The organism is Agrobacterium sp. MCAB5 (assembly GCF_052114365.1).
GTDB lineage: Bacteria > Pseudomonadota > Alphaproteobacteria > Rhizobiales > Rhizobiaceae > Agrobacterium > Agrobacterium tumefaciens.
Genome location: NZ_JBFREP010000018.1, coordinates 35,908 through 62,253, shown reverse-complemented (window position 1 = coordinate 62,253; position 26,346 = coordinate 35,908). Strand labels below are relative to the sequence as shown.

Here is a 26,346-nt window from a genome sequence, read left to right as displayed (position 1 = left end):
ACGATCTTTTCCGGATCGGCGGAATCTTCCGTCACACCCCACCCATAGGCACCATCGCGGCGGCGTTCTTGAGACAGGTGGTCGAGAGCACGCAGGAAGGCTGAACGATGCTGTTTCTCGACCTTGTACTCGATGAGGATCAGGACAGGACCACGGTCATGAGCAACAGGCTCGGCGACCAGCGGTTCCGGCCAGTGGTTGGACGGCACCATGTCGGCGTCACCAGCCGGGAGCTTTACGCGGTGCATGATGAACCCCGCAACGAGCAAGCCAGCTGYACCGATAAGCAATGTGGTCTGAATTCCAACGGCTTCGCCCACAGCACCCCAGCCGAGGCTGCCCGCCGTCATGGCTCCGTTGAATACGGTCAGATAGACAGCRAGGCCACGCCCACGCACCCAGTTGGGCAGAACAGCCTGGGCTGCGCCGTTCAGGGTCGTCAGGGCGGTGATCCAAGCACCACCGAGGAACAGAAGAGCGATAATGGCGACGATCTTCGGCGGGGCGAGCGAAAGGACACCCATGACAACTGCGGTGATCACCGCTGCGCCAAGAAGCAAACCATCCGAGCTCAGGCGTTCGCGTAGCCTCGGCATGACCAATGCTCCACCRATCGCACCGGCRCCGACCGCACCAAGCAGAATACCGTAGAAGCTGGCATCACCACCCAGCAGTTGWCGGGCAACCAGCGGAAGAAGTGCCCASACGGCACTGGCGAATGCGAAGAAGATGGCGGCACGAAGAAGGACGACATGCAGGGGGCGGCTTGAGCGAGTGTAACGTAGGCCAGCCCTGAACGCGCCGAAGAAGTTCTCTTGTAGAGCGTCGTTGGCGTTTTTGGCACGTGGCCACCACACCAGAGCCGCGATAACGAAGATGTAGCTTGCAACGTCTGCGCCATAGGTGATCCCCGCCCCGAACGCTGCCAGAAGCAAACCGCCAGCAGCTGGGCCGATGGAACGAGCGATATTGATGCCGAGGGAGTTGAGAGCGACAGCGCTCTTCACGTCCTCGCGTTTCACGAGTTCAGGAACAATCGCCTGCCAGGTCGGGCCCATCAATGCGGCACCAACGCCGCCGAGGAAGGTCAGGCCGATCAGTGCGCTCACGGAAAGCATGCCTGTCTGCGAGAGGACCATCAGCGAGATACTTACGGAGGCCAGCAGGAGCTGGACCGCAATCAGGAACTTGCGGCGATCCAGAATGTCGGTGAGAACGCCTGCCGGAATGGCAAGCAGGAAGATCGGCAATGTTCCGGCCGCCTGAACCATGGAGGGTTCTGTCGCAAAACTTTTCACCGGGTTTGCAACCAGTATGGTAGGCGTCGATCCGGGTTGAAGATAAGCAGGTAGATTGAGTTTCCCGATCATGGTCGATTTCAAAGGCAGTCATTACCCGAAAGACGTGATTTTATACGCGGTATTTTTCTACGTGAGATATGCGGTCTCCTATCGTGATCTGGAAGAGATTATGGCCGAGCGCGGCGTTGCCGTTGACCACGCTACGCTGAACAGATGGGTCGTGAAATATTCGCCCCTGATTGCCTGCCAAGCCCAGCGGCGCAAATCCGCAACCAGCAGCTCCTGGCGGATGGACGAGACCTATATCCAGGTCAAAGGCAAGTGGACCTATTTCTATCGGGCTGTCGACAAATTCGGCAAAACCCTTGATTTCATGCTGTCTGAAAACCGCGATGAGGCCGCGGCCTGCACATTCTTCGCCCGCACGATTAAGAACAATGGCTGGCCCGAAAAGGTCGTCATCGATAAGAGTGGCGCGAACCTGGCAGGATTGCAAAACATCAACTGGTTGCTGCTGTTGTATGGATGGTTCTGGCTGATCGAGATCCTGCAGATCAAATGCCTCAACAACACGATTGAGCAGGACCACCGGTTTATCAAGAAGCTGACCCGCCCCATGAAAGGCTTCAAATCCTTTCAATCGGCGTCAGCAACGCTGGATGGCATCGAAGTGGCGCATATGATCCGCAAGCGGCAATTTCCAACCAGTGGCCAATCCGCATTTCAGCAATTCGCCGCACTCGCTGCATAACTGTGTCCAGCGATGGCCGCTTCGGCGGCCTTTTAAAAAGTTTGCGACAAAACCAGCGGTCCGCCAAATACTTCAGGAGCAGGGCTATGGCAGCCTCTCTCATCGCAGTGTCGCTGCCTTGGCTGGGGTGGACAACGCGACCGTTTATAGGCGGTGGCCAACTCGCCCCCGTCTTGTCGCTGACCTATTGCTCGATCTCGCTGACAAATTTGTGCCTGTTCCAGATACCGGGTCGATTGAGGGAGATTTCAAGGCATATCTCGACAGTATCGCCGTTACGCTGGGAGATCCTGCAATGACGAAACTGATGCAGGCTTTTTTCGCGGCTTCCATAGAAGGTGACGAGGCAGTCAGTGACGTTCTCGGTGAGTTCTGGCGCGATCGCTTTTCTCGTTCTTACGTAATGCTCGAAAGAGCGGTCCAACGCGGACAGTTGCCGTCCATCCAAGACCACGGCGCTGTTATTGAGGCGCTAGTGGCACCGGCCTGGTTCAGAGCCTTCGTCAGCAAATTGGCTATCGATGATGCGTTCCACCGGCGATGCGTTAGAAATGCGCTCGTCATGGCTAGAAACGGATAAATTAAAATTCTCCAAGTGGTTATATCGCAATGGGCAAGGAGACCCCATCTGTTGTCGCTAATGTCGGGTCGGTATTTCCGATATACGACTTCTCTGAATGTGAGGATCTTTGTCTGTGTCTCCAACTAGCCTTGGATTATTGTGGATAATTGAGGCGGTGTCTGATCGTTTTGACGGCTCGCCGCGACATGTGGGGCGGTTCTGGTCTGACGAGTTCAAGACCGCAGCGGTTGCATAACACTGTCAGCCGGGTGCGTTCGATCTCAGGACTAGCAGCCGACAAGCTGCGGCAGACGCCTGAAGCCGCGCTGTGGTGAGGGACGGGGTACGGGCGCGGCTGTATTGGGTGAATAAGAATTCTACTGAGCCCGCTCAAGTCGATCACCGGCGTAGGGCGATCGGAAGCTGGTCGATGATGTTGGCGCGGTCATACCCGCGCGTGTTATGTCTGACACCGATGTATCAAAGGAAATCTTGACAGAGCCTTGGCATGGCTGGATTCGGGGTCCGAGCGGAAAGCAGACGGAGCTAAATGCTAGTCTGAGGCATGTCGGCGATGTAAGGAAGATTGATCTGTTATCCGACAGGCGCATTGAATACCATCAATGTTGAAGTGCCATGCCCGAGCAAGCGCCCACTCCCATCGACCACCCTGCCTTCCGCAGTGATAATCGTGCGTCCCTTGTTTAAAACACGGCCCTCGACCCGTACAGGACCGCTATCCGGCATGATGGGCCGGGAGAAGTTTGCCTTCGTTTCAATCGTCGTATAACCTACTCCTGCTGGCAACAGCGTATGAGCTGCGCAACCGGTGACGGTATCGATTAGCGTCAAAACCCAGCCCCCATGCACTGTGCCGAGCGGGTTGAGCAAATGTGGTCCGGGAAAGGCCTCGAATACTGCCGTCCCCTCGCCGATCTCCACAAGATGAAACGACAGCGTGCCCGCCATTGGCGGCGCAGGAAGCTCGCCGAGCATAATAGCCTCCATATGCTGGCGCCCACTCAAGCCGACGATCTCGTCTCGCGCGGCGACGCCAAACGTCGTTTGTAAATTCTCGATCGATCCTACTCCACTTTGATAACGACCTTATCCTTTTGGGCGGCCGATCTCGACATAAGCCAGTGCCTCAGCCGTCTTTTCGAATGGCAACACCTCGTCTATGACCGGCTAGATCGTACCACCCTAATCAGCAATTTGATCGTGCACAACTGGTTACCGTCTGAGCTCATTAAATCGTGCATTACACGTAAAGAGAAGACTTCCGCCCGTCACAGGGTTATATTTCGCAATGGTCATCGGATAGAACCGGAATTGATATCTAGTTGTTGAATTTCAGTTCGCCGCTTTTTGAGACCACAGCTTTCAGCAGGCGCGAGGTGTTCGCGTCATTGTAGCCGAGGGAAAGGTCGATTGTCGGGGGCAACGCCATCGAGCGGTCTGGTCCTCTTGCGATCGGTTTCGCCAAAATGAACCATCAAATTGAAAGCTTGACGATTAGCTTGCCGAAATTACCCCCGGTCAGCATTCCAATAAAGGCTTCCGGTGCGTTCTCCAGGCCATCAACGATATCTTCGCGGTACTTGATATCACCGGAAACAACGCGCGGTGCCACCTCTTCAAGAAACTCTTCGAAATGACTGGCGAATTCCGTCTGGATGAAGCCCCGAACGAGAAGGCTGCGCCTGAGAATTGCCGACATCGTGGCCGGCAGCCTGTCACTCGCCCCGGACCCTGTACCGTTATAGTGCGCGACCAATCCACAGACTGGCACACGTGCAAACTGGTTCAGCCGCGGGAGGACAGCGTCCCATACATGACCGCCGACATTCTCAAAGTACACGTCGATGCCGTTCGGGCACGCGATGTCCAGATCGGAACCTAAATCTTTGGAGCGATGATCAACGACCGCGTCAAAGCCAAGGCCGTCCTTTACGAACGAACATTTGTCCGGTCCCCCGGCAATCCCGACCGCCCTGGCTCCCGCGAGCTTGGCAAGCTGTCCCACCAGCGAGCCGACAGGCCCCGAAGCGGCGGCTACCACGACGGTCTCTCCTTGCTTCGGCTGTCCGATGAACTTCAGTCCGCTCCAGGCGGTCGAGCCGGGCATTCCGAGGACACCAAGCGCAGTCGTGAGCGGTGCGCCATACGTCTCGACGCGTCTCAAGGTCTCTCCCCGAACAACTGCGTGGGTGCTCCACCCGGTGCGTCCGCGAACGATATCGCCTGGCGCGAAGCCGGTATGACGTGACTTCACCACTTCGGAAACCGTCTCGCCTTCCATGACGCCGTCAACAGGGACTGGCGCCGCATAAGACTTGGCGTCGCTCATACGGCCGCGCATGTAAGGGTCCAGGGAAAGGTACAAGGATTGTACGGTGACCTCTCCCTCGGCAGCTTCCGGGAGCTCAAAGCCCTCGATACGAAAATTCTCGGGTTTCGGCTGACCAGCCGGTCGGCTTGCCAACACAACGCGGCGAATAGAGGTCATGCTTTTCGTTCCCTGCCGTTATCGGATCCCCGATAGTTTAGTTAAAGACACTGATTTTCCAAGCTCCCAAAAGGAAGCTGCATACGCTAATCCGACGTCTTATGTTGTTTCGCCGTGCGCTGGAGCTAAGGGCATGAGCCGCTAATGAGCTCCGAACTCACGACCGATGTCTAACGCCGCATTAGCATCACGCGCGAATACTCGACCGGATCTACTGCTCACGATCTCAAAAACATGTTTCTCCTACAGTCTTTAGGCCGACACCATCCTTGTCCATCAGGAAAGGACCGAGAAGTTGAGCAGTCGAAACCCACAGGCGGCGGCGTTGCTCCTCGCTATTGGCGGGTGCAATAGGCGTTAGCGTTCGTGCATTTTTGACAGAAACGTAGAGGCCAGTCGTCACTTCGAATTCCGGATCGGTCGCGAGCCGCGCGATGATCCCAGCACCACGGTTCGGATCTCCGATTCCTAACCAGTTCAAGCCCCTGGCGAGCGGACCGGAAAATCCGAGCTCGCGSCCCAGACTTGTGACGTTGAAGCCCGGGTCAAGGCAATTGACTGTTACCYCCGTACCATCGAGCTGTCGCGCAAGCTCGATCGAGAACATGATGTCCAGCAGCTTGGTGCGACCGTATATCTTTGAAGACCCACGGGCCGTGAAGGATGCGGTATCCAGAAGGTCTTTGTCGATACTCAGTCCGCCGCTCTGACGGGATGCTTCGGATGCGACRGTGACGATRCGGGCAGGAGCCGACYGCASCAGSKTGTCRCGCAGTACCGATGTCAGAAGCCATGGCGCGAAATAGTTCACGGCCATCATTTCCGCAAAACCGTCYTTGGTRACGCGCTGCTTGAACGCATGCAGACCCGCATTGTTGATCAGCACGTCGATATGCGGATGCCGGGCGGCGATAGTTCTACCAACGGCGACCACCGCCCTAAGATCCGAGAAGTCCACGTAGAATACATCGACGGCTGCACCTGGTGCGGCGGCATCGATTAGCGCTCTCGTGGTTGCTGCCTTCGACTGGCTTCTCGCCGTCAGGATGAGGTCGGCACCCCGGCGCGCCAGCTCGATTGCTGCGAGCTGACCGATACCGTCAGTGGCACCTGTTATGAGAACTTTCTTACGCTGAGGCATTTGCAGAACCGTATTTGGTTGATATATCCACTATGTGCATTTGGTTGACATATGTCCACCATATTTTTGCCGAGGTGATTATGGAAAAAGCGCGTGCCGAACATCTCAGGGAGCTTGGACTAGAGCTCAATGCGCTGCTCGCCGCCTCACGCGCCCTCACCGCCGCATCGGCGGAACGGTTTCACCCGAAGCTTCAGCCCGCTGCTTTCCAGATTGCTACGATCCTGTCGGCCCGAGATTCTGCAACAGGCCGACAGCTTTCGGAACAGCTCGATATGGACAAGAGCGCGGTTAGCAGGCTGTTGAAGTCGCTATGCGATCTGGGGCTGTCAGAATCGGCGACCGGCCCCGACGACCGACGTTCGACCATCTATCGGTTGACGCAGGAGGGACGATTGAGGCTTGACACATCCATCGAGGTGAAGGCCGGAGCGTTCCACTCACGCACTGATGGCTGGAGCGAAGCCGAGCTTATTCAATTCACAGGACTGCTTCGGAAGTTCAACCGGCACGAATAAGCGACCGACCTGGACGTCAAACGGACCGAGGTAGCGGCACTTCGAGCCCGATCTTGATCCGGTCCATTGCCACGAATGTCCGGAAGCGCTTGACGTTATTGTTGCCGAAAAACAGCCGGCGGGTCAGCGCCTCATAATCCGCCATCGACGGGACGATAACGACCAGCACAAAATCCGCCTCGCCAGTCACGTAGAAGCATTGCTGGATCTCAGGCGTAGCCGCGAACGCCTGCTTGGCGCTTTCAATCTGCTCGGATGTTTCGCTGATCACCTCCACTTCGACGAAGATTGTGATCGGATGTCCTAAGGCTGCGGGATCAACGACGGCAACATTGGCGGTGATAATTCCGGCTTCAGTCATTTTCTTGATCCGGCGCTGAACGGCAGGAGCAGAAAGGTTGACCGCCTCCCCGATCGTTCTTTGYGGCGTMAGATTGTTCTTCTGAAGGAKGCCGAGGATTTTGCGGTCGAAGTCATCAAGGGTCACGAGGYRKTCKACTCCRGCAGTGGGSMAACGAAACAAACTTGCAAATYARGMCKCGATATTCAGCGCCTAGTGCGCGCTGAATGCAATATAGTTTCGTGACGCATATCGGAGACAATCATGTTTTTGCCAAACACACTTTCGGACTACAGATCTACTCTCGATCCTCGTGATGCCGAAACGCTCGGCAAAGACGCCGCCAGSGAGGTCGAACGATACCTCACATATCGCGAACACAATGCTCCCACGCCGCTGGTCACGCTTCCAGGTCTCGCCGCCGAGCGTGGAGTGTCGAGCATCCACGTGAAGGATGAGGGTTTCCGTCTTGGCCTTGGCAGTTTCAAGGCACTTGGTGGTTCCTATGCCGTTATACGGCTTGTTCTCGAAGAGGCGGCCAAACGACTGTCTCGACACGTCGATATATCCGAACTTCACGCGCCAGACGTCAGGGCGGTCGCGAGCACCATGACTTTCGCCTGCGCCACCGATGGCAATCACGGTCGATCCGTGGCCCAGGGTGCAAAAATCGTTGGCGCYCGGGCAGCGATATTCGTTCACGCCGGCGTCAGCGACGAACGGGTCGCGGCGATCGCCCGCTTCGGCTCGGACATGATCCGTGTCGAGGGGTCGTACGACGACTCCGTCAGGGAAGCGACCAGGGTTGCAGGCGAACAGCATTGGACCGTCGTATCGGATACGTCGTGGCCCGGCTATGAGCGTGTACCCGGCCTCGTCATCCAAGGTTACACCGCGCTTGTCCGCGAGGCCCTCAGAGAGCTGAGTGAACCTCCGACCCATGTCTTCGTGCAGTCTGGCGTCGGCGGCATTGCCGCTGCGGTGGCTGGCTATCTTTCGATAGCCATGGGTGAGAACCGGCCGATGTTCATCGTTGTCGACCCGCAAAGAGCGGCGTGCATTGTCGAGAGCGCCCGGGCGGGACATCCAGTGGTCGTCCCGCATGGGGAGCCCACCGTGATGGCGATGCTCGAATGCTACGAACCATCGCTGGTCGCCTGGCGCATTCTTTCGCGTGCCGCTGACGCCTTCATGACGGTGGACGAGCAGGATGCGATCGACGCCATGAGGAGATTGGCCMGTCCCCCCTCTTGCGACCGTGCAATCGTCGCAGGCGAAAGCGGCGGTGTTGGCTTGGCTGGACTGATCAAGGCTCTTGCGGATCAGGATATCAAGCAGACACTCAAACTCGGCGACCGGTCTCGTATTCTGCTCATCAACACTGAAGGGGCAACCGATCCTGTCCGGTACAAAGAGCTCGTTGGCGAGACGCCAGCATCGGTTCTGGCGAGGGCAGAGGAGGTTAACGTATGACTGAAGGAGCAAAGCCAGTGTCAGTAAGTGAGATCAGCCAGTTGATCGCGGAAATGACGGCGTGGCGTCGGCATCTTCATGCCCGCCCCGAGTTCGGTTTCAAGGAACACGCGACGGCCGCCTTTGTCGCTTCCAAGCTCCGGGAATTTGGCCTCGATGATGTAACGGAGAACATTGGTGGCACCGGCGTCGTCGGCACTTTGAAGCGGGGAAGCGGTAATCGTGTCGTCGCCCTGCGGGCCGATATGGATGCGCTACGGATTACCGAGAATGGCAGCGCGGACTACAAATCCACAAACGAGGGGATCATGCACGCCTGCGGACACGACGGTCATACGGCCATGCTCCTCGGCGCTGCGAGGCTTTTGGCCGAGGAAGGCGGTTTCGATGGCACCGTCCGCTTCATCTTCCAGCCTGCGGAGGAATGGGGAAAAGGCGCGCTGGCGATGATGTCGGACGGCCTCTTCGAGAAGTTCCCGTTCGACGAGATCTATGGCATCCACAACATGCCGGGTCTGCCTGTGGGCGTGTTCGAAACGAAACCCGATGCCATCATGTCGGCCGAGGACAATTTCGAGATCACGCTCACGGGCATCGGAGGTCATGCGGCGCGGCCGCATTCCGGCAACGAGGTGCTTGTTGCCGCCTGCGCACTGGTCACCAACCTTCAGACGATCGTCGCGCGTCGTCTCGACCCGGCCGATATCGCGGTGGTGTCCGTCACCGAACTCATCACTGACGGGACGAGGAACGCGCTTCCCGGGACTGCTCGCATCCTTGGTGATGCCCGAAGCTTCCGGAGTGACGTCAGCGCCGACATCGAAAAGCAGATGCGCGTCATCTCGCAAGGCACCGCGCTTGCCTATAATGTCGAAGCGCATGTCGACTATACGCGGGAATTCATTCCGCTCGTCAACGATGTCACCCTGGCCAACGAGGCGATTGACGTRGCGCGAGATCTCKTTGGTGCCGCCAAWGTTCGGGTCAGCKCGAARCCGATGACGGCGTCGGAAGACTTYGCCCAGTTCCTYACCAGGGTGCCGGGGTGCTTCGYATTYYTYGGTAAYGGAGAGAAGTCTTCGCCGCTGCACAATCCGAACTATGACTTCAGTGACGATGGACTGGTTCACGGCTTGCGGTTTCACGTAGGGATAGTGCGACGCCGTCTGCAGCCGCACCGACTTTGACGATCACATCTATCACTCCGGAAGAAGCGCGGCCGCGCGATAGCTTTGGATCTTCAAGTCGAAAATGGAAATGCCGGAGCGGCTTCGTGCAAGAAGCTGGGCTCCGGCAATTGCTGCAAAAATAGCCCGTGCACGCTCCTCGCCGTCAACGGCTCATGAAGGAGGTGACAGCGCGGAGACCTCTACAGTGCCCCTGGCTTTTCGGAAAAAAATATCGTCTTACCTTCTTACCTGACATGACTGACGTCCCGCCGGGACGCCATCAGCACTCCTCTCTATTTCAGTCTGCTCAGCAACTCCTGTGCAACAGCCGGCGCCGACGCCGGGTTCTGGCCGGTGATCAGTTCCCGGTCCACGACGACGTGACCGTCGAAGGGAGCGTCGGCCTGGCTGAACTCACCACCCGCCTTAGTAAGCGCATCCTGCGGATAGAACTTCATCTCGCCACCACCCAGTAGTCCTTTGGCCATYTCYTCCTCCCGGTTGCTGAAGACCGTGARCTTGTAGCCGGCATAGATCCAGTCCGTTTGYGCCTTTGCGGTTCCGCTCGTCTCGAACTTCGCCACGAACTCTTGTGCGTCYSGYAGTGTTGAGAGAAGCGCGATCGGACCATGGCAGGCAAGCGCCGTCGTCTTGCCCTTTTCGTGGAAATAGCTGAGCAGYTTGCCGAGMTCGGAACTCACCAACAGGTCCTGCATCGGTGCGTGACCGCCGGGTACGTACACCGCGTCRAAATKGTCGTARCCRATCTGCYCGACCCGCGCGAGGCTGATGACCGGCGACYTGTCGCTCGACATCAGGCCCAGTTCCGAAAGCTGTGCCTCGCTGGCTTTCATGGCCGCTTCGTCACCGCCAAAATACATCTTGTCGATGGATGTCCGGTCGACGGAAGGCGCCATACCTTTGGGTGTGGCGAAGGTGATCTCATGGCCGGCGTCGAGCAGTGCCTTAACCGGCTGCATGAGTTCATTGAGRTAGAATCCGGTTTTGAACACCTTGCCGTCCTTCAGATCGAGGCGATCGGAATCGGACAGGACGATCAGSACGTTTCCSGCATGAGCGCTGAAGGTGCTGGCGCCGAGCGCAAGAATGATGGCGAGGCTGCGCAGAAGTTTCATGGGTTTATCTCCGAAAATGGGAAGATCTGTTTGGGAATGCAGAAGACGGATGCTGATCAGCCGGCGACCTTAGTCAGCCGGTGCAGGGCGAAGTCGGCGAAATATTCACCGACGCCGCTCGCCTGAAAGCGCTGCAGGGCGGCGCCCTGCATATGGGCGCGCCATTGGGCTTCACTTTGCCAGGTTTCGACAAAGATGCGCACGCGTCCATCATCGAGCGACTGGTGCAACTCGTACCGAAGGCAGCCGTCTTCGGCCAAAGTCTCGGCGACCAGCTTTTCCTGGGCAGCGCCAAGCGCCGCCTCCTTGCCGGGCTTGGCGGTGGTGATGGCGATGATGGTCAAAGGCGTGTTTGACATGGGGAAGCCTTTCTCAGGCGATGGTGTTGACGAGACCGCCTTCGGCACGAAGGGCTGCACCGTTCGTGGCGGATGAACGGGGGCTGGCGAGATAGGCAACGAGATTTGCCACCTCTTCCGCTTCCACCATGCGCTGAAGGATCGAAGCCGCGCGGGCGGTGGCGAAGAATTCGGCCTCGATCTCTTTGATCGGCGCGGACGGATCGCTTGCCTGGCTGCGCAGGAAGGCTTCGATGCCTTCCGAGCGGGTCGGGCCCGGCAGGACGGAATTGACCGTGACATTGGTGCCGCGGGTCAGCTGCGCCAATCCGCGCGAGATCGACAGCTGCGCCGTCTTGCTCGTTGCGTAATGGATCATGTCCACAGGGATGGCGAGGCCCGACTCACTGGAAATGAAGATGATCCGGCCCCAGTTGCGCTCCAGCATGCCTGGCAGATAGGTGCGCGACAGGCGCACGCCGCTCATGACATTGACGTCGAACATATGGCTCCAGTCGGCGTCGGTGATGTCGCCGAAGTCCTTGCTCTCGTAGATGCCGAGATTGTTGACGAGGATGTCGATCGAAGATTCCGCGCTGGCGATGATCGCCGCACCCTCGGCGCTGGCGGCGTCTGCCAGAACTCCAGAGATTTCCGATCCGCCCGATGCCTTGACGGAAGCGATCGCGCTGTCGAGCTTGGCGCGGCCGCGGCCCGAAATGACGACGCGCGCTCCCTCCTTGGCGAGCGTACGGGCGATTTCGAGGCCAATGCCGGCGGTGGCGCCGGTCACGAGGGCGGTCTTTCCGTTCAGTTGCAGGTCCATTGTTTGTCTCCAGATTGATGCTGAGGACTATTTATGATTTGAAAGGCGGAGGTACTATTGCCCACAGGAGACATGCACTTGTGAATGAGGATCATTAATGCCGCGCATCCTGATGGAACGTTCGGGAGAAATGGAAGTGTTTGCCCGCGTCGTTCAGGACGGAGGATTCTCCGCCGCGGCTCGCAACCTCGACATCACGCCATCGGCGGTCAGCAAGCTGATCGCACGCCTGGAAACAAGGCTCGGGACTCGCCTGCTGGTGCGAACCACCCGTGCCCTGACACTCACGCAAGAAGGCGAGGCCTATCATCATGCGGCGCTTCGGATTTTGCAGGAACTGAACGAGGCGGATCAGGAGGCCGCGGGTGGCGCGGTGCGCGGGCGACTGCGGATCAATACAACGATACCGTTCGGTGCGATGTTCGTCGCACCCGCCATGCCGGACTTCATTGCGCGCAATCCCGATCTGATCGTCGATCTCTCCTTCACCGACGGAATTGTCGATCTGGTGGCGGAAAAGACCGATGTCGCCATCCGCATGGGCAACCTGCCGGACAGCGGCCTGATCGCCCGCAAGCTGGGACAAAGCCGGCGAGTGGTCTGTGCTTCACCCGACTATCTGGCGCGCCGGGGTTTTCCGGAAAACCCGTCAGATCTCGAGCATCACGACTGCCTGACGTTCAATTTCCGGCGAGCAAGACCGTCCTGGCCGTTTCGTGACCATGACCGGGACATCGCACAACCGGTCAAAGGCAGCATCGTCGTCAACAACGGCGAGACGATGAAGCAAATGGTGCTGGCGGGCGCCGGCATTGCCCGGGTAGGCCTGTTTCACGTCGCGGACGACATTGTGGCGGGACGGTTGATCCCGTTGCTCGAAGACTTCAATCCAGGCGATCTTGAACTGGTGCATGCCGTCTATGTTGGTGGTGGTCCCCTGCCCCACCGCGCTCGTGCCTTCATCGAACATATGGTCGTGACACTGGGTGATTCACCGCAACTGAAAGGGACGTCCTGACCTGGACGGAATATGGGAAAGGCGAATGCCAACGCGTCGCCTTTCCTGTTCCATCAATCGCGATAGTCTGGCGCCTGCCGGTCGAGGACCCGCCGGATGCTCTCCAGATGCATCCTGGCACTTTCCGGGTCCCCTTCGCGCATCTGCCGCGCCGCTTCAGCCGCGACAGCAGCCACGACCGGCAGGAGTTTGCGGCCGGAGCCCATTGCCTTCAACTGAACTTCGGCAGCACGTTCGAGATAGTAGAGATCGTCCCAGGCTTCGGCGATGTTCGGCGCGCAGACCATCACACCATGGTTTTTCATGAACAGGATGTCCTTGTCCCCGAGGACCGAGGCGATCCTGTCGCCTTCGCTTTCGTCCAGCGCCAGACCATTGTAATTTTCGTCGACTGCCACGCGGCCGTAGAATTTCAGCGCCGTTTGGCCAGCCCAGACCAAGGGCTCGCCTTCCACCATGCTGAGCGCAGTCGCATTTGGCATATGGGTGTGGAAGGCGGCTCCAACCCGCGGCGCCATCTTGTGCAGTCGTGCATGGATGAAGAAGGCCGTCGCCTCGGGCACCCCATCGCCTGCGACCACATTGCCTTCGAAATCACAGATCAGCAAAGAGGATGCCGTCGCCTCCTGAAAGGCCCAACCCAGACGGTTGACGATGAAGAGGTCGGGATGGCCGGGCACGATGGCGGAGAAATGGTTGCAGATACCCTCTTCCAGCCCCAGCCGCGCCGCCATCCGCAGACAGGCGGCCAGATCGACCCGTGCCTGCCATATCTCATCGGTATCCAACGAGACATTGCGGCGAACAGCGGCATTTGCATTCGAGATATTGAGTTCGTGAGCCATGCTTGTCTCCTTGTTACATCCAGCCAGCCGCGGCAATCACTGCGGGGAGCTTGTCGAGCGTCGGAACGATTTCATTCGGGTGGTAGTCAGCGAGTGGTTTGCGGCCCGTGCCACGATCGATCCAGACAGTACGAAAGCCAAGCTCACGGGCCGCGGCGAGATCAAGATGCGGGCTGGCGCAGATATGCACCAGWTCMTCCATGCTGRTGCCGARGCTTTTCCAGGCRTGATGGAAGATCTSGCTGGATGGCTTGTAGGCACCSGCCTGYTCAGCCGTGATGACGCGGTCGATGTGGCTACCAAGTTGGGCTACGTTTCCAGCAATGATGGCATCATCAGTATTGGAGATGATTGCCAGACGAAAGCCGGCTGCCTTCAGCTTTTCCAGTGTTGCAACCACCTCCGGAAACGGCGGCATCTTGCCGATCGACGAGGTCAGGATTTCCGCATCCGAGACCTCAAACGGAAGGCCGAATTCGCCCATGGCTCGTTCCAGCGCAAGCGCGCTGACCTCGGCAAACGTRCGGTGCGGACGCTCCTCCTCCAGCGAATGTTCATGTTGGTCGTAGATCGAGATGAAGGCCTTCTGGTCGATATCGCCACCTTTTGCGGACAGTATTCTGTCCATTGCAGCAAGCAGCCCTTCGTCCCACTGAATCAGGGTTCCATAGCAATCAAAGGTTAGCCAGGTCGGCTTGGGTCCAATCAGGGTCATGTATCTTCTCCTTGGATTTCCCCGAGATTGACAAAACCCACATTGATTGAGAAATTAAATCTCATCATAATTGTCATCGAGAAATCAAATGAGCTTCGGCTTCGATCTGGATCTTCTGAAAACCTTTGCTGCAGTCGTCGATTGCAGCGGCTTTACCAAGGCGGCCGAACGGGTACACCTGACGCAATCGACGGTGAGCCAGCAGATCAAGAAGCTGGAGGTCAATTTGGGCACCTCGTTGCTGCGTCGGGACAAGTCGACCGGGACCGTTGAAACCACGGAAGCCGGCGAGTTGCTGCTGAGCTATGCGCGCAGAATACTCGCCATCGCAGATGAGGCCGCCGAGGTCATGCGGAGGCCTTCGGCGCCGCGCACGGTCCGTCTTGGAGTACCGGAAGATTTTGCCGGGCGGCGGCTTATCGATCTGCTGTCGGGATTTTCTGCAGCGTCTCCACATATCAGGCTCGACACGGTCAGCGGCTGGAGCACCGAACTTCGCCGCTTGTTGGACGCAGGCGAGATCGATCTCGCGCTGATCAAGCGCGAGCCTGGCGATGGGGCATGTCTTGCGAGTTGGAAAGAAGAGCTGATCTGGGTGGAAAGTGCCGCCCGTCCAGTCGAGACGGATCCGGTACCACTTGCGGTGTTTCCCGTCGGCTGCATCTACCGGGATCGTGCCATCCGTGCGATCGAGCGCAGCGGTCGCCGCTGGCGGATCGCCTATACCAGCCAGGGCCTGATGGGTGTACAGGCGGCGGTCGCCTCCGGCCTGGGGATCAGCCTCCTCCCATCAGACGCCGTGCTTTCCGAACACCGGCGACTGGGGCCATCCGACGGCTTCGACGAGCAGCCCGCGTCCGAGATTGTACTGGTAAAAGGACGGACAAGTCTGTCCAATGAGGCAAAGTTTGTCGGCAGCTTCCTAACGGATAGTCTGGGGCCGTAATGTCCTGAACAAAGATATGCGGGTGACCTTCCCATTGTTTCAGGAAAGGCGAAGCGCCGCCTTCAAGCCTGCAATCTGCAGATCGAGCCCAAACGTAAAACGTTGATCGGCATTGGCTCCGGCAATCTCACGCATCGCGATTGCCGCCATAGGAAATTTTGCTGCCAGGGGGTTCTCCTCCTGACCTGCTGGTTCTGTTCCGCGCACAAGACCCTGCTCCTCGATAACGAAGCCGATCACGAAATAGACGACCGTGAACGCACCCCAAGTCGCGACACGGTCGTCAGCTCCGGCTTGCTTGAGAGCGTCGATGAGCAACGAGCCGACGCGCAGCACGTTATCGGATAAGGGATAGGTGCCGGCGAAAACGCGTGCCGCATCGCGGCGCGACAGCAGGGCGTTGCGCACTTCGGAGGCCACGCGACCAAGCCTCGCGTCCCACGCCTCGCTTTCCGGATTGCTTGCGGCGACCGGCTCCATCAGCGCATCCGCCATCCCCTCGAGCAAGTCGTCCTTATTGGCGAAATGCCAGTAAAGCGACGGCGCCTGGATGTTCAGGGCGTCCGCCAGCTTACGCATCGTCAACCCCTCCATGCCGACCTCATCAAGCAGCTTCAGCGCCGTCGAGATGACCTCGGTTTTCACAATACGCATGTCCATCTCCGGTTTTACTGTTGACTCTCTAACACCGTTAGGCAAATCTAACAACGTTAGATTGGAGCACTCCTCATGAACTATGATGTTATTGTTGTCGGCGCCGGGCCTGTGGGACTGTGGCTGGCATGCGAACTGAAGCTTGCCGGTGTGGATGTCGCCGTTCTCGAGCGACGAACGGAGCAGACGGCACAGTCGCGTGCGCTCACCATCCATGGACGTTCGCTGGAAGTATTTGCCCTGCGAGGTCTCGTCGATCGCTTCCTCAGCACCGGCAAACCGATCCCGACCGGCCACTACGCGGTCCTCGATACGCGGCTGGATTTCTCGGCCTTCGACACCCGCTTCCCTTACACGCTGTTTATTCCGCAGGCCGTGACCGAGGAGCGTCTGGAAGAACGTGCGATTGAACTCGGTGTCGTCATCGTGCGGGGCGTGACAGCAACCGGAATTCTGGACCACGGAAGGCGGGTGCACATCTCGACCGACGCCGGAGAGTTTTCGGGCTCATATGTGGTGGGAGCGGATGGCGCTCGCAGCATCGTGCGGGAACAGGCTGGCATCTCATATCAAGGAACAGAAGCCCGAAATTCGCTTATGCTTGCAGACGTGGTTCTTGCCTCACCACCGACGAAACCCGTCGTGTCGGTCACCAATGAACATGGTTCGGTGATGATCGCGCCTCTCGGTGATGGCGAGCACCACCGCATCGTGCTCGTGGATCCCCGACGAACCCATGTGCCACGCACCGAACCGGTCACTCTGGAAGAGGTAGCGGGACCGACCGCACGCATTATCGGCGAGGACTACCAGCCTCGCGACCCGATCTGGCTTTCGCGTTTCRCCGATGAGACGCGTCTTGCCGGARCCTATCGCAAGGGCCGCATCCTGCTCGCCGGTGATGCAGCCCATATCCACGCTCCCATGGGCGGACAGGGCATGAATGTCGGACTGCAGGACGCCTTGAATCTCGGCTGGAAACTGGCCGCGGTCGTGAAGGGCGCGGCGCCCGACAAACTGCTTGATACCTATGACGAGGAACGGCGTCCGATAGGACAAATCCTCTACACCAATACCCTGGCGCAGGTCGGGCTGGTCACCCGGTTCGATCCGGCGACCCTTGCCTTGCGCGAGACGCTGAACGAGCTCCTGAAAATTCCGGCAGTCAATCATCGTCTTGCCGGTGAGCTTTCCGGTTTCGACGTCGCCTATGGCGCCGATGCGAAGGCGGCCCTTACTGCCGGGCAGTTGGCGGCAGGGGTACGCGTTCCCGACATCGAACTTGTCGGTAGAGACGGCGGACCGATGTCGCTGTACAGCCTTCTGGTCGAAGGTCGGTGGCTTCACATTTCCTTCAAACCAGGCGCATCGGTTGCCGGCCCGGCATGGTTGCGATCCGGCAATGTCAAATCCCTGATGGCGGGCCCTTCCGACCATGCCGCCCTTCGCGGCGTTCGGGCATTGCTGGTCAGGCCCGACGGTTATGTCGCCGCTGTCGATCAGGAATAAGGAGAGCATCAATGGAAACTCTGAACCCCTCGTCCTTGACCGATGCCTTCTCGCACTTGATTGCACAAATTGCGATCAGCCCGCCCGGCGCGCGTCTTGCCGCCATCTCGGGCCAGGTCGCCATCGACAGGTCAGGTCAACTCGTTGGTGGCGACAATCACGCGGCTCAGGCGAGGCAATGCTTCGGCAATGTCCTCGACTCCCTCGTGGCCATAAAGGCGGATCCTAAAGACATCCTGCAAATGAAGATCTACGTGGTCCGGCATACTCCAGACCTTGTCCCGGTAATCTTCGGCGCGGGTGCTGACGTATTCGGCGACAATTGGCCGGTCTGCGCAAGTACCTGGATCGGCGTTGAAGCACTTGCCAGGCCTCAATGGCTTGTCGAGATAGAGGTTCTGGTCGCCCTGCCATAACGCATAAGGCATTCTGAGACGCGGAGCGTCCGGGACGCCGGACGCCTGCGTCTCATTCCATGAACGCCGGGCAGATGATGCGACCATCACGCCTTGAAAGGAATCGAACCTGCTACCCTGCAGTTAACTAGATTTGGAACATTTTTTTCGTTGAGTTGGGCGACACTTAGCTCCCAAATGGCTCGAATGGAGCCGTCAGCGATTGGGCCGCTTTTGGCACCGAATAAAGGAAAGCAAACGTTCGGCGTGCCACCCACCCTAAGTATCACCTAGGGCTTGAGCGGTGCCTGCTCTTGCCGCCAAATGCCGACGAGCTTAAATTCATACTGGCGCTAAACCATAGCTCGTGACTGCGCGGCAGATTGCCTTGATGGATCTTATTCGTCTGTCCAATAATCGTTACAGTTGAACTGGATTGTTGCCCAGATTCGGCATTCCTGATGTTGAGAAGGCTAGTTATCGGGGCTATTCGCACGTAATAGTAACGCTAAACACTTGTTGAACAGAGGAATAGGCTTGATCGAAACGAAAGCATTGTCACCGCTGTCCTTAGCAGACTTTAAGCAGGCGATCGAGTCAAAGCCCAACACTCTCGAGGTTCACCTCGACTTGGTGGAGCGTAATGTCGAGATCGCGGGCTGTAAGGTTCGCATCCACTGCCATTGCCTCAAGGTTGACGCCAACGGTCGCGTGAGCGTCGCGCGGCTGGCGGAGTTCATCCGAACGGCGGTTATCGACTATGCAATCCCGCATGAGGCCCGTCAGCGCGCGAAGGAGAGGGACGATCGAGAAGGTGGCTTCGCAGCCACGATTGAACTCTATCATCGCGCGGTTGGTACGTTTACCGATCTGAAAACGTCCGGCGAGGGAGGCGAGCTTCTTCTTTACCTGCTTGCCGAGCGTTTCCTAGGCCTTCCGCAGATTCTTTGCAAGATGTCGCTCAAGACCAGTGCACAAGTGCATTACCATGGCGCCGATGGCGTATATGCAAACGTCGACGAGGATGGCGTGCTTAATATGTACTGGGGCGAGTCGAAGATCCATTCGGATGCGACCAAGGCGATCCGCGAATGCCTTAGCTCGTTGAAACCGTTTCTCGACGAGGAAGAGGGGGAAGCGGCAAGCCGCGAACGTGATCTCGTGCTGCTCAGTGAGCGAGCCGATCTCGGAAAACCCGAACTCAACGCTTCGTTGCGCCGGTTCTTCGACCAGACGGACCCACTCGTGAAGAGGAAGCGATATCGCGCGGTCGCGCTGGTCGGCTTCGACAGCGATGATTATCCCGCCGCTGGCGGGAAATGTGGCGCGAACGACATCGTGGACGCGTCGAGGGAGGCGCTAAACAAGTGGTCCAAAAATGTCGGGAACCGGCTTGCCATCGAAAAGCTGACCGATTGCCAGATAGAATTCCTCTGTCTGCCGCTTCCTGACGCTGAGGCGTTCCGCACGGCCGTGCTGGCATCTTTAGGATTGGCCAAGTGAGCGAGGAGGAGCTCATAGACTGGCTACTGGCCGAAGGTGTGGCCGCCGATCTTGGCCTGTTGTCGCGGGTCAATGCGCTCCAGGAGCTCGAAAACGTGGAGCCGGTGGAGCCCATCGGCAAGACGTTGACCGCCATAGATTGGAAACGGCTGCTGCTCGCCGGAAGCATCCTGGCCCGCTCGGACAATCGGCGTCCGTGCGAAGCAGCGCTTTTGATCGCGACTTCCGCAATGACGTTGGCGGAGCGAGGTCCGACGCGAGATGCGGCGGCATTGCTGTTCGAGCAGCTGTCGAACAAATTGGCGGTTGTGCTTGCGCAGCGGCGGAATGAGGTCGCCTCAGGTCTAGATGCACGCCTAGGTGTCAGTGCCCGGCTGGAATTGACGCGAAACCGCCTCAAGAACTCCGTGGTACTTGAGACAAACGGGGAGCTCATGGAGGTCAACGCCTTCCAGCGGTCCTTCTGGACCGGTGCGGGTGACGATGGGAGCTGGGTGTCAGCCTCGGCACCGACCGCATGCGGGAAGACATATCTGGTGCTGCAGTGGCTGTTGGACCAGGTGCGGGCGACGCGAGCCCGAATGGTGGTATACCTCGCTCCGACACGAGCGCTTGTGAGCGAAACCGAAACGAACCTCCGCAGCATGTTGGCAAGCGCAGGAATCGGCGCGGACAAAATACGGGTCAGCTCGCTGCCACTGACCGACGAGTATTTGGCTATGCGGGACGGCGGTCCCCCGCTGATCGCTGTCTTCACCCAAGAGCGACTACACCTCTTTGCCAATGCGCTGACCGACGAGATGGAAATAGACCTCATGGTGGTCGACGAAGCCCATAAGATCGGTGACACCAAACGAGGCGTGATCTTGCAGGACGCGATCGAGCGCGTAGCGCGGGCCAGCCCGAAGGTTCGGGCAGTCTTCATCAGTCCTGCGACGCAGAACCCGCAGACCTTGCTGGAAGATGCTCCGGCGTCCGCCGACCGCCGCGTTGTCGAAAGCGATGCCCCAACGGTGTTGCAGAACGTTCTGTTCGCCCGACAGGTCAAGCGCCAAACGACCAAGTACGAACTGGCGGTCCGGCGCGGCGACGACCTTGACGACGTCGGCATCCTGAACCTGCCGGACCGTCCGATCGGTCTTCGGAAGAGGGTGGCGTTCATTGCCGAGGCTCTGACAGGTCAGCGGTCAGGCACCCTGATTTACGCCAACGGTGCAGACGAGGCGGAGAAGATCGCCTTTTTGCTGAACCAAGGTTCGCGTAGGGGCGCTGTCGACCCGGAGTTGGCGGCCCTCGCCGATCTTTCGCGAAAGGGGGTGCATCAAGACTACCTGCTCGCGCCGCTCGTTGAGCGCGGTGTCGCATTTCACTACGGCAACATGCCGTCCTTATTGCGTTCGGAGATCGAGCGGCTTTTCAAGTCCGGTAAGATCCGCTTCCTGGTGTGCACATCGACCCTCATCGAGGGCGTCAATCTCTCGTGCCGAATGATCGTGCTCCGCGGCCCAAGGAAGGGAAGCGGCAGGCACATGTTGGCTCATGACTTCTGGAATTTGGCCGGTCGTGCGGGTCGATGGGGTGACGAGTTCCAGGGCAAGATCGTTTGCATCGATCCGCACGACGAACAAGCGTGGCCGATAGGGGTGCCCAAGCGCGCGCGTTACGAAATCAAGCGCGAGACAGATGCGGTGATGGAGGCGCCGGAAGAGATTCTCGGCTTTTTGAGAGAGCGTCCGAGCCTGTCCATGGAGGAGGTAGGCCGCGACTCCAAGCTCGAACAGGTCTCTTCGTATCTCATTTCGACATTTCTGCGTTCCGGCTCCATCTCCGACGCCGCATTCGCAAAGCGACATGATCCGAAATTTGTTGCGGAACTGGAGGTAGTGCTCGCTAAGCTGTGTGAGGCTATTCGATTGCCTCCGGCACTGGTCGCACGGCATCCGGGCGTCAGTGCAATCGGAATGCAATCCCTTCTCGAGTTTTTCGACCGGCATCCCGGCGAACCCGAGGATTTGATCCTGGCGGCCACCGAGGACGACGAGGCTATCGCTTCCATGATGTTGATCATGAAAGCAATCAACGATCACCTCTACCCGGCTTTCAAGCCGGATGAGCTGATTTACGGTCATGCGGTGACCGTTCAGCGGTGGCTTCAGGGTTGGTCGCTTGCCCGTATGATCAAGGCACGTATCGAGAACCTTCGACGGAACGCAAAGGCTGTCAACGTCCCGAAGATTTGCCGCCAGACGATGGAGATGGTCGAGCAGACTGCACGGTTTGCCGCTCCGAAGTACATCGCCGCTTACATGGATGTCTTGAAGGTCCACTTGAATGGAGCCGGACGAGCCGATCTTCTGCGGGACAGTTTCGACATCGGACTGGCTCTAGAGTTCGGCATCTCGACCACGACACTGCTATCGTTGATGGAGCTAGGCCTTTCGAGGATGAGCGCCGTCGCGTTATACGAGGTGGTCGCGATGGACGACTTGGACCAGGATGGGTGTCGCGACTGGATGCGTGCCAACGCGGACGCTCTGGAAGGTGCCGGGATCCCTTCCATCATTGTGCGGGAGTTGCGCGAGAAGTTGCTAGGCGAGCCCCCCTCAGTTCGCCCGCCGGAACAAAATGTTTAGCGGTCGACCCCTGATGAAAACTGACTGGGCGGCGTGTAGGTTCGGACAACAAGTGTGCTACTCTCACGGGAAAGGAGGTCGGCTATGGGTAAGGCACGGCGGATTACGATCGCTACGCGATCGTTTGATAAGGTTGGAGACGCCACGGTGTTCTTCACAGGCATACTAAAGCGCTATGAAATCGGCGAACGAGTCAGCGCCGAAGACGCAGCTGATTTGTCTGCACTACTTGATCGCCACGATGAGCTTGAAGAGAAAGTTGGAACTGGCATTGCGGGCTTTGAGGTAGACACCCCGCCAAAAGACGTCCCACAATTTTCAAAGAGATGCTTTTGGATAGTCAGAAGCGATGGCAGCAAAATCGACTTTTCGATCGGCCACTGCCTCGAGGCAAAACCATACGACTGATGGGCGGCGCAGGGCATAACGGGTCAGCAACTGATACGGGCGGCCGTAAGCGACTGCAATTTCAAAACGCGTCCGTCACCCAAACTCCAGCTTTAGCCTTCTTGCTGCGCTTTGCGTCGAAGCGGAAGATGTGCGCAGTGGGTTTCTTCTCCAAAGCATCGGTCACTATGTAGACTACATAGTCCTTTCTGTGCCCCACGTGCAGCAGTTCACCTTACGTCGATATCAGTTGTCCTCACCTAGAATTCTTCGGAAGATTCTAGGGTTCAACATTGAACTTTTGTGGCAGGTTAGGAGGATTATAGCCTATTCCCGCATCGCGTCTATCGATGACACTTTTATGTATCGTCGATCCTTCAGGGATGTACCGTCTCTCCCCGCGCGGCAGATATGGACGGGTTTGCGTTTTCCCCAATGGCCCTCGCTTTGCGATCTTGGGGAACCATTCCGCGAGCTTCCACCATCCCCCAAGTGACTTGTGAACCTGCCAATTTGGTCCATCGAAAGGGCCTATATAGTGACTGATTGAGATCGCTTGGGATTGTGGTTGGTCTGAATTCAGAAGCAGTCCCGCGTGGGCCGCCTCCTTCACCATCCATTCCAGGGCGATCAGTGAGAGGCCTGACTCCGCTTTCGGATAGCCACCGCCAACGTCACTGTGAACACCGGCAAACCACACCTGCTTAACGTCAATTGTCCGACTGCTGCCATTCTCTACGTTCCACAGATTAGTTCTGAAAAAGCGCCGCTTTTCGTCAATCGCCAACGCGTGGCGGACCTTGCGAACAGCAGGATTGCTGTAGGTTCGAGGCAGCACGACAGACGTGAATTGTGGCACCCCTGGCTCAAAACGGAAGACCGACTTTACGGTATCGAAAAGGCCAAGGAATTCTATGTCGGCTTCCCGTTTGCAGAACGTGTCGCTGAATCGCCTAGCAAGCTCCAGGTTGCGCGGATCTGCGTAGAGCTTGACGGCATAGGGGACGAGGTTGTCCCGGCCGCTCTCCATAATGCCAAGCTTGCCCACCATACCGGCAAGCGCCCGAGCGATGTAAGCACCCCGACTAAAACCGAAGAAAAAGAGTTTGTCGCCTGGCTCAAACGTCTTCATCAGAAATCTATAAGCAGAACCAATTTTGTCATAGACGCCGAGCCCGATGCCCAGACCTAGCAACTTGATTAATTCCTGACGACTCATGAAATCGGCAGATGGTGCCCCCTGTGTTCCAACCCCTGGATCGTAAAAAAAAATCTGCTTCTCGCCGTCGTTTAGGATGGCGCGAGCTAGATGAAGAATGTTCGTTTCATCAGTTGCGATTTCATTGCCAGTGCCGTCGAACAGCACGACTATGTTCTTTCCCATACTCAGCCCCTAGTTTTCCCAATAGGCTAGCCGAAAGCAGCAAAACTGGGTAGTATCGGACTTCAATTTATCGGTGCGTTTGCACTTTTCGAGCCGCACCATATGAGGGTGAAGAGTTGTACGCAAAGTCCCTTCATATTTACGATTTCAAATGCTTCAGAAAAGCAGAGCTGCGCCTGCAGTATCCCGGCCGGTCGGGTGAAGGGGTATCTGAGCTCGGAAACGTCAATCTCATTCTCGGTGACAATGGCGGTGGCAAATCCTCGGTACTTCGTGCCCTCGCCATCGCGGTTCTGGCGCCCGCGCTTCTTGACTCTGGTTTTGTGCCCTATCGTCTTGTGCGGCGTGTAAAGCCAGGCGACACTCAGGTCGAAAAAGCATTCCTCAAGGTGGAAGGAATGCCGGAAAAAAATGAAATCCTCCCCAATGTCTCTCGAAGGAAGAAGCTCGAGCTCATCGCGCGAATCCAGACGAGGGGCCGCGGCAATCTCGATCGGCTGCATCTGGAAAGCACACCCGACTCTCCAATTTCCGAGATTTTGTTTGACGATTACTCACCGGCCTATTTTGTCGTCGGCTATGGTGCGACGCGCCGGGTGGAAAACGGTGAATTTTCACCAAGCAGTGCGCAACGATCCCGTGCGCTTAGATATCAGCGGATCGCGGGTTTGTTTGAAGATCATGTAGCGCTGCGCCCGATGCAGGCGTGGCTGCCTCGTTTACTATCGAAGGATCCTAAACAATACGAACTCGTTTTATCTCATATCAATAAAGTTCTGCCCTCCAACATAAGATTTTCTGGAGCGCGGGACGATGAAGAAGAGCAATATTTGTTTGAGTTTGAGGGCGTTCCAACGCCCTTCTCTGCACTATCGGACGGATACAAAGCATTCGTGGGGTGGGTGTGTGACCTCATTGGTCACATGGCCGATGTTGCGACAGACGGGCGTAGTATTGCCGAGTTGCCCGGTATTGTGCTTGTTGATGAAATCGATCTTCACCTGCATCCGGAATGGCAACGCAGCGTTGTGCCGGCACTTGCGGGTGCTTTTCCAAAGATCCAGTTTGTATTCACATCACACAGCCCGCTCGTAGCCAGTACGGTTCGTCGCGAAAACGTATTTGTCACCGACGTCGCAGAGGACGGCACGGCCACCATCAAGCAGCTCTTAGAGCGGGTATATGGGCTTGGCGCTGAACAGCTTCTGCTCTCCTCGTATTTCGGTCTTCAGTCGACACGACCAGAGTCTTTCAATCGCCAGGCGGAGACCTTGTTCGAGAAAGCAGCGAAGGGTGACGCATCAGCGGCGCTTACATATCTGGACCAACTGACGGTGCCCTCAGATTCGGCACCAGCGACACCGACTAAACGGAATGGCGCCAAATGATCAGGTACGACTTCGATAGAACTGTTGTCGAAGCCGACATTCGCGCCGTGGATCCGAGATGGTTCAACAAGGCCGAAAAACGCACGAAAATTATCGTTAAGCTCGGTTCTTTCGCCGAGAAGACATCCGTTTGGAGCAAGATAAAGCCCACTTTTATGAGGCTGCAAAAGAATAAATGTGTTTTCTGCGAGCGGCAATTCGAGAACCCAGACTACGGTACGATCGAGTTCGACGTTGAGCATTTTCGCCCGAAGTCATCAGTGGTGACTTGGCCAGATCCAGTGCGTCATTCAAAGCTGAAATACAACTTTGGAACCGGCGCCCCATATGCGACTGGGTACTACTGGCTTGCCTATGAATTGGAAAACTATGCGGCGTCGTGCAAGGTTTGCAATACGTCGCTCAAACTCAATTATTTCCCCATAGCAGGCGACCGGGGGAGCATTTTAGCGACTGTCGATGATCTTTCAAATGAGCAACCTTATCTCTGCTACCCATTTGGCGACCTTGACGATGATCCTGAGACGTTGATGACGTTTGTTGCCACAACGGCGGTTCCAACTGCATCAGATGAATTTAAGAAGCGACGTGGGCAGACGATTATCGACTTTTTCGATTTGAATGGGCGCGAGCAATTGCATCGGGAAAGGGCCCGGATGATCGCAATGTGCGGTAGCGCCCTCATGGCAGATGCTGAAGGAGAAGCGACGGATCAAGATCAACTGGTAATAGCGCGCATGGATTCGCCCGTCTTACCGCATTCCAATTGCTTGCGGGCATTCAAGCGGTCATGGGCTACGGACAAAGAGCTTGCCCGGCAGATTTACGAAAAATGCAGGGCATACGCTCTTGGTGGTGATAGCTCCGGGCCTCCCGATCTTTAAAAGGCAATTGAAATGCTAAGC

At 57.5% G+C, this 26,346-nt stretch carries 26 protein-coding genes and 1 pseudogene; 14 read left to right on the top strand and 13 right to left on the bottom strand.

What is annotated here, in order from left to right; translation table 11 throughout:
- A partial coding sequence (locus AB4Z23_RS26025; RefSeq protein ID WP_441361037.1) for an MFS transporter occupies positions 1-1,370 on the bottom strand: 1,370 nt, incomplete at its 3' end.
- Between AB4Z23_RS26025 and AB4Z23_RS26020 the strand changes: the two genes are divergently transcribed.
- Complete coding sequence (locus tag AB4Z23_RS26020) at positions 1,369-2,052, top strand: IS6 family transposase (protein WP_441361036.1); 684 nt, start codon at positions 1,369-1,371, stop codon at positions 2,050-2,052. The two genes, AB4Z23_RS26025 and AB4Z23_RS26020, sit on opposite strands and share 2 nt — an antisense overlap.
- Complete coding sequence (locus tag AB4Z23_RS26015) at positions 2,009-2,632, top strand: TetR-like C-terminal domain-containing protein (RefSeq protein WP_441361035.1); 624 nt, start codon at positions 2,009-2,011, stop codon at positions 2,630-2,632. Before AB4Z23_RS26020 ends, AB4Z23_RS26015 begins: the two co-directional genes overlap by 44 nt.
- A gap of 576 nt (positions 2,633-3,208) precedes the next feature.
- Here AB4Z23_RS26015 and AB4Z23_RS26010 read toward each other — a convergent pair.
- The 3 genes from AB4Z23_RS26010 to AB4Z23_RS26000 form a co-directional block, all read right to left on the bottom strand.
- A complete protein-coding gene (locus AB4Z23_RS26010) occupies positions 3,209-3,610 on the bottom strand; it encodes a PaaI family thioesterase (protein ID WP_441361034.1) in 402 nt (133 codons plus the stop codon).
- A 499-nt stretch (positions 3,611-4,109) separates the two neighbouring features.
- The gene (locus tag AB4Z23_RS26005; RefSeq protein ID WP_441361033.1) at positions 4,110-5,123 is read right to left on the bottom strand and encodes an NADP-dependent oxidoreductase; all 1,014 of its coding nucleotides are present in this window, start codon (positions 5,121-5,123) and stop codon (positions 4,110-4,112) included.
- A gap of 226 nt (positions 5,124-5,349) precedes the next feature.
- Positions 5,350-6,264 (bottom strand): SDR family NAD(P)-dependent oxidoreductase, encoded by a 915-nt coding sequence (locus tag AB4Z23_RS26000; RefSeq protein ID WP_441361032.1) that lies wholly within the window; start codon positions 6,262-6,264, stop codon positions 5,350-5,352.
- Between the two features lie 14 nt (positions 6,265-6,278).
- Here AB4Z23_RS26000 and AB4Z23_RS25995 point away from each other — a divergent pair, with 14 nt between their 5' ends.
- Positions 6,279-6,782: a MarR family winged helix-turn-helix transcriptional regulator gene (locus AB4Z23_RS25995; protein WP_441361031.1), complete on the top strand. Its 504-nt coding sequence runs from the start codon at positions 6,279-6,281 to the stop codon at positions 6,780-6,782.
- Positions 6,783-6,798: 16 nt separating this feature from the next.
- On the opposite strand, the gene AB4Z23_RS25990 is transcribed toward AB4Z23_RS25995, so the two are convergent.
- On the bottom strand, positions 6,799-7,269 hold the full coding sequence (locus AB4Z23_RS25990) for an Lrp/AsnC family transcriptional regulator (RefSeq protein ID WP_441361030.1): 471 nt from the start codon (positions 7,267-7,269) through the stop codon (positions 6,799-6,801).
- Between the two features lie 117 nt (positions 7,270-7,386).
- On the opposite strand from AB4Z23_RS25990, the gene AB4Z23_RS25985 reads away from it, so the two are divergent.
- Both AB4Z23_RS25985 and AB4Z23_RS25980 read left to right on the top strand, forming a co-directional pair.
- Entirely contained in the window at positions 7,387-8,595 is a 1,209-nt protein-coding gene (locus tag AB4Z23_RS25985) for a diaminopropionate ammonia-lyase (protein ID WP_441361029.1), read from the top strand.
- Entirely contained in the window at positions 8,592-9,782 is a 1,191-nt protein-coding gene (locus tag AB4Z23_RS25980) for a M20 aminoacylase family protein (RefSeq protein ID WP_441361028.1), read from the top strand. Before AB4Z23_RS25985 ends, AB4Z23_RS25980 begins: the two co-directional genes overlap by 4 nt.
- Positions 9,783-9,794: 12 nt before the next feature.
- Here the strand turns inward: AB4Z23_RS25980 and AB4Z23_RS25975 are convergent.
- From AB4Z23_RS25975 to AB4Z23_RS25960, 4 genes and pseudogenes are all read right to left on the bottom strand, one after another.
- A pseudogene (locus AB4Z23_RS25975) lies at positions 9,795-9,923 on the bottom strand (TetR/AcrR family transcriptional regulator); the annotation flags it as partial.
- A 134-nt stretch (positions 9,924-10,057) separates the two neighbouring features.
- Complete coding sequence (locus AB4Z23_RS25970; RefSeq protein ID WP_441361027.1) at positions 10,058-10,900, bottom strand: type 1 glutamine amidotransferase domain-containing protein; 843 nt, start codon at positions 10,898-10,900, stop codon at positions 10,058-10,060.
- Between the two features lie 56 nt (positions 10,901-10,956).
- Positions 10,957-11,259 carry a putative quinol monooxygenase gene (locus tag AB4Z23_RS25965; RefSeq protein ID WP_441361026.1) on the bottom strand — a complete coding sequence of 101 codons (303 nt, stop codon included), beginning with the start codon at positions 11,257-11,259 and terminating at the stop codon, positions 10,957-10,959.
- 13 nt (positions 11,260-11,272) lie between these two features.
- A complete protein-coding gene (locus tag AB4Z23_RS25960; RefSeq protein ID WP_441361025.1) occupies positions 11,273-12,064 on the bottom strand; it encodes an SDR family NAD(P)-dependent oxidoreductase in 792 nt (263 codons plus the stop codon).
- Positions 12,065-12,161: 97 nt separating this feature from the next.
- Between AB4Z23_RS25960 and AB4Z23_RS25955 the strand changes: the two genes are divergently transcribed.
- Positions 12,162-13,082 carry a LysR substrate-binding domain-containing protein gene (locus AB4Z23_RS25955; RefSeq protein ID WP_441361024.1) on the top strand — a complete coding sequence of 307 codons (921 nt, stop codon included), beginning with the start codon at positions 12,162-12,164 and terminating at the stop codon, positions 13,080-13,082.
- A gap of 53 nt (positions 13,083-13,135) precedes the next feature.
- Here the strand turns inward: AB4Z23_RS25955 and AB4Z23_RS25950 are convergent, their stop codons facing one another.
- The gene (locus tag AB4Z23_RS25950; protein WP_441361023.1) at positions 13,136-13,927 is read right to left on the bottom strand and encodes an aldolase; all 792 of its coding nucleotides are present in this window, start codon (positions 13,925-13,927) and stop codon (positions 13,136-13,138) included.
- Between the two features lie 13 nt (positions 13,928-13,940).
- Positions 13,941-14,642 carry a haloacid dehalogenase type II gene (locus AB4Z23_RS25945; protein ID WP_441361022.1) on the bottom strand — a complete coding sequence of 234 codons (702 nt, stop codon included), beginning with the start codon at positions 14,640-14,642 and terminating at the stop codon, positions 13,941-13,943.
- A gap of 88 nt (positions 14,643-14,730) precedes the next feature.
- Between AB4Z23_RS25945 and AB4Z23_RS25940 the strand changes: the two genes are divergently transcribed.
- The gene (locus AB4Z23_RS25940) at positions 14,731-15,588 is read left to right on the top strand and encodes a LysR substrate-binding domain-containing protein (RefSeq protein WP_441361021.1); all 858 of its coding nucleotides are present in this window, start codon (positions 14,731-14,733) and stop codon (positions 15,586-15,588) included.
- Between the two features lie 39 nt (positions 15,589-15,627).
- Here the strand turns inward: AB4Z23_RS25940 and AB4Z23_RS25935 are convergent, their stop codons facing one another.
- A complete protein-coding gene (locus AB4Z23_RS25935) occupies positions 15,628-16,242 on the bottom strand; it encodes a TetR/AcrR family transcriptional regulator C-terminal domain-containing protein (protein ID WP_441361020.1) in 615 nt (204 codons plus the stop codon).
- A gap of 75 nt (positions 16,243-16,317) precedes the next feature.
- On the opposite strand from AB4Z23_RS25935, the gene AB4Z23_RS25930 reads away from it, so the two are divergent.
- The 5 genes from AB4Z23_RS25930 to AB4Z23_RS25910 all read left to right on the top strand — a co-directional run bounded on the left by AB4Z23_RS25930 (position 16,318) and on the right by AB4Z23_RS25910 (position 22,690).
- Entirely contained in the window at positions 16,318-17,751 is a 1,434-nt protein-coding gene (locus tag AB4Z23_RS25930; RefSeq protein ID WP_441361019.1) for an FAD-dependent oxidoreductase, read from the top strand.
- Between the two features lie 11 nt (positions 17,752-17,762).
- A complete protein-coding gene (locus tag AB4Z23_RS25925; protein WP_441361018.1) occupies positions 17,763-18,167 on the top strand; it encodes a RidA family protein in 405 nt (134 codons plus the stop codon).
- A gap of 516 nt (positions 18,168-18,683) precedes the next feature.
- Complete coding sequence (locus tag AB4Z23_RS25920; RefSeq protein ID WP_441361017.1) at positions 18,684-19,649, top strand: HamA C-terminal domain-containing protein; 966 nt, start codon at positions 18,684-18,686, stop codon at positions 19,647-19,649.
- The gene (locus AB4Z23_RS25915) at positions 19,646-22,282 is read left to right on the top strand and encodes a DEAD/DEAH box helicase (protein WP_441361016.1); all 2,637 of its coding nucleotides are present in this window, start codon (positions 19,646-19,648) and stop codon (positions 22,280-22,282) included. The genes AB4Z23_RS25920 and AB4Z23_RS25915 overlap by 4 nt, the downstream gene beginning before the upstream one ends.
- An 84-nt stretch (positions 22,283-22,366) precedes the next feature.
- Positions 22,367-22,690 carry a DCL family protein gene (locus AB4Z23_RS25910; protein WP_441361015.1) on the top strand — a complete coding sequence of 108 codons (324 nt, stop codon included), beginning with the start codon at positions 22,367-22,369 and terminating at the stop codon, positions 22,688-22,690.
- 259 nt (positions 22,691-22,949) lie between these two features.
- Here the strand turns inward: AB4Z23_RS25910 and AB4Z23_RS25905 are convergent, their stop codons facing one another.
- Positions 22,950-24,053, bottom strand: coding sequence for a DUF2235 domain-containing protein (locus AB4Z23_RS25905; RefSeq protein ID WP_441361014.1), 1,104 nt, complete (start codon positions 24,051-24,053; stop codon positions 22,950-22,952).
- Positions 24,054-24,169: 116 nt separating this feature from the next.
- On the opposite strand from AB4Z23_RS25905, the gene AB4Z23_RS25900 reads away from it, so the two are divergent.
- Together AB4Z23_RS25900 and AB4Z23_RS25895 are read left to right on the top strand one after the other, a co-directional pair.
- Positions 24,170-25,441 (top strand): AAA family ATPase, encoded by a 1,272-nt coding sequence (locus AB4Z23_RS25900; protein WP_441361013.1) that lies wholly within the window; start codon positions 24,170-24,172, stop codon positions 25,439-25,441.
- Positions 25,438-26,325 (top strand): hypothetical protein, encoded by an 888-nt coding sequence (locus tag AB4Z23_RS25895; protein WP_441361012.1) that lies wholly within the window; start codon positions 25,438-25,440, stop codon positions 26,323-26,325. Before AB4Z23_RS25900 ends, AB4Z23_RS25895 begins: the two co-directional genes overlap by 4 nt.
- Positions 26,326-26,346: the final 21 nt, after the last annotated feature.

Coding starts and splice junctions, on each gene's coding strand:
- AB4Z23_RS26020 (WP_441361036.1), top strand. CDS start 1,369: ATGGTCGATTTCAAAGGCAGTCATTACCCGAAAGACGTGATTTTATAC.
- AB4Z23_RS26010 (WP_441361034.1), bottom strand. CDS start 3,610: ATGCTCGGCGAGCTTCCTGCGCCGCCAATGGCGGGCACGCTGTCGTTT.
- AB4Z23_RS26005 (WP_441361033.1), bottom strand. CDS start 5,123: ATGACCTCTATTCGCCGCGTTGTGTTGGCAAGCCGACCGGCTGGTCAG.
- AB4Z23_RS25965 (WP_441361026.1), bottom strand. CDS start 11,259: ATGTCAAACACGCCTTTGACCATCATCGCCATCACCACCGCCAAGCCC.
- AB4Z23_RS25960 (WP_441361025.1), bottom strand. CDS start 12,064: ATGGACCTGCAACTGAACGGAAAGACCGCCCTCGTGACCGGCGCCACC.
- AB4Z23_RS25955 (WP_441361024.1), top strand. CDS start 12,162: ATGCCGCGCATCCTGATGGAACGTTCGGGAGAAATGGAAGTGTTTGCC.
- AB4Z23_RS25950 (WP_441361023.1), bottom strand. CDS start 13,927: ATGGCTCACGAACTCAATATCTCGAATGCAAATGCCGCTGTTCGCCGC.
- AB4Z23_RS25940 (WP_441361021.1), top strand. CDS start 14,731: ATGAGCTTCGGCTTCGATCTGGATCTTCTGAAAACCTTTGCTGCAGTC.
- AB4Z23_RS25935 (WP_441361020.1), bottom strand. CDS start 16,242: ATGCGTATTGTGAAAACCGAGGTCATCTCGACGGCGCTGAAGCTGCTT.
- AB4Z23_RS25925 (WP_441361018.1), top strand. CDS start 17,763: ATGGAAACTCTGAACCCCTCGTCCTTGACCGATGCCTTCTCGCACTTG.
- AB4Z23_RS25910 (WP_441361015.1), top strand. CDS start 22,367: ATGGGTAAGGCACGGCGGATTACGATCGCTACGCGATCGTTTGATAAG.
- AB4Z23_RS25905 (WP_441361014.1), bottom strand. CDS start 24,053: ATGGGAAAGAACATAGTCGTGCTGTTCGACGGCACTGGCAATGAAATC.
- AB4Z23_RS25895 (WP_441361012.1), top strand. CDS start 25,438: ATGATCAGGTACGACTTCGATAGAACTGTTGTCGAAGCCGACATTCGC.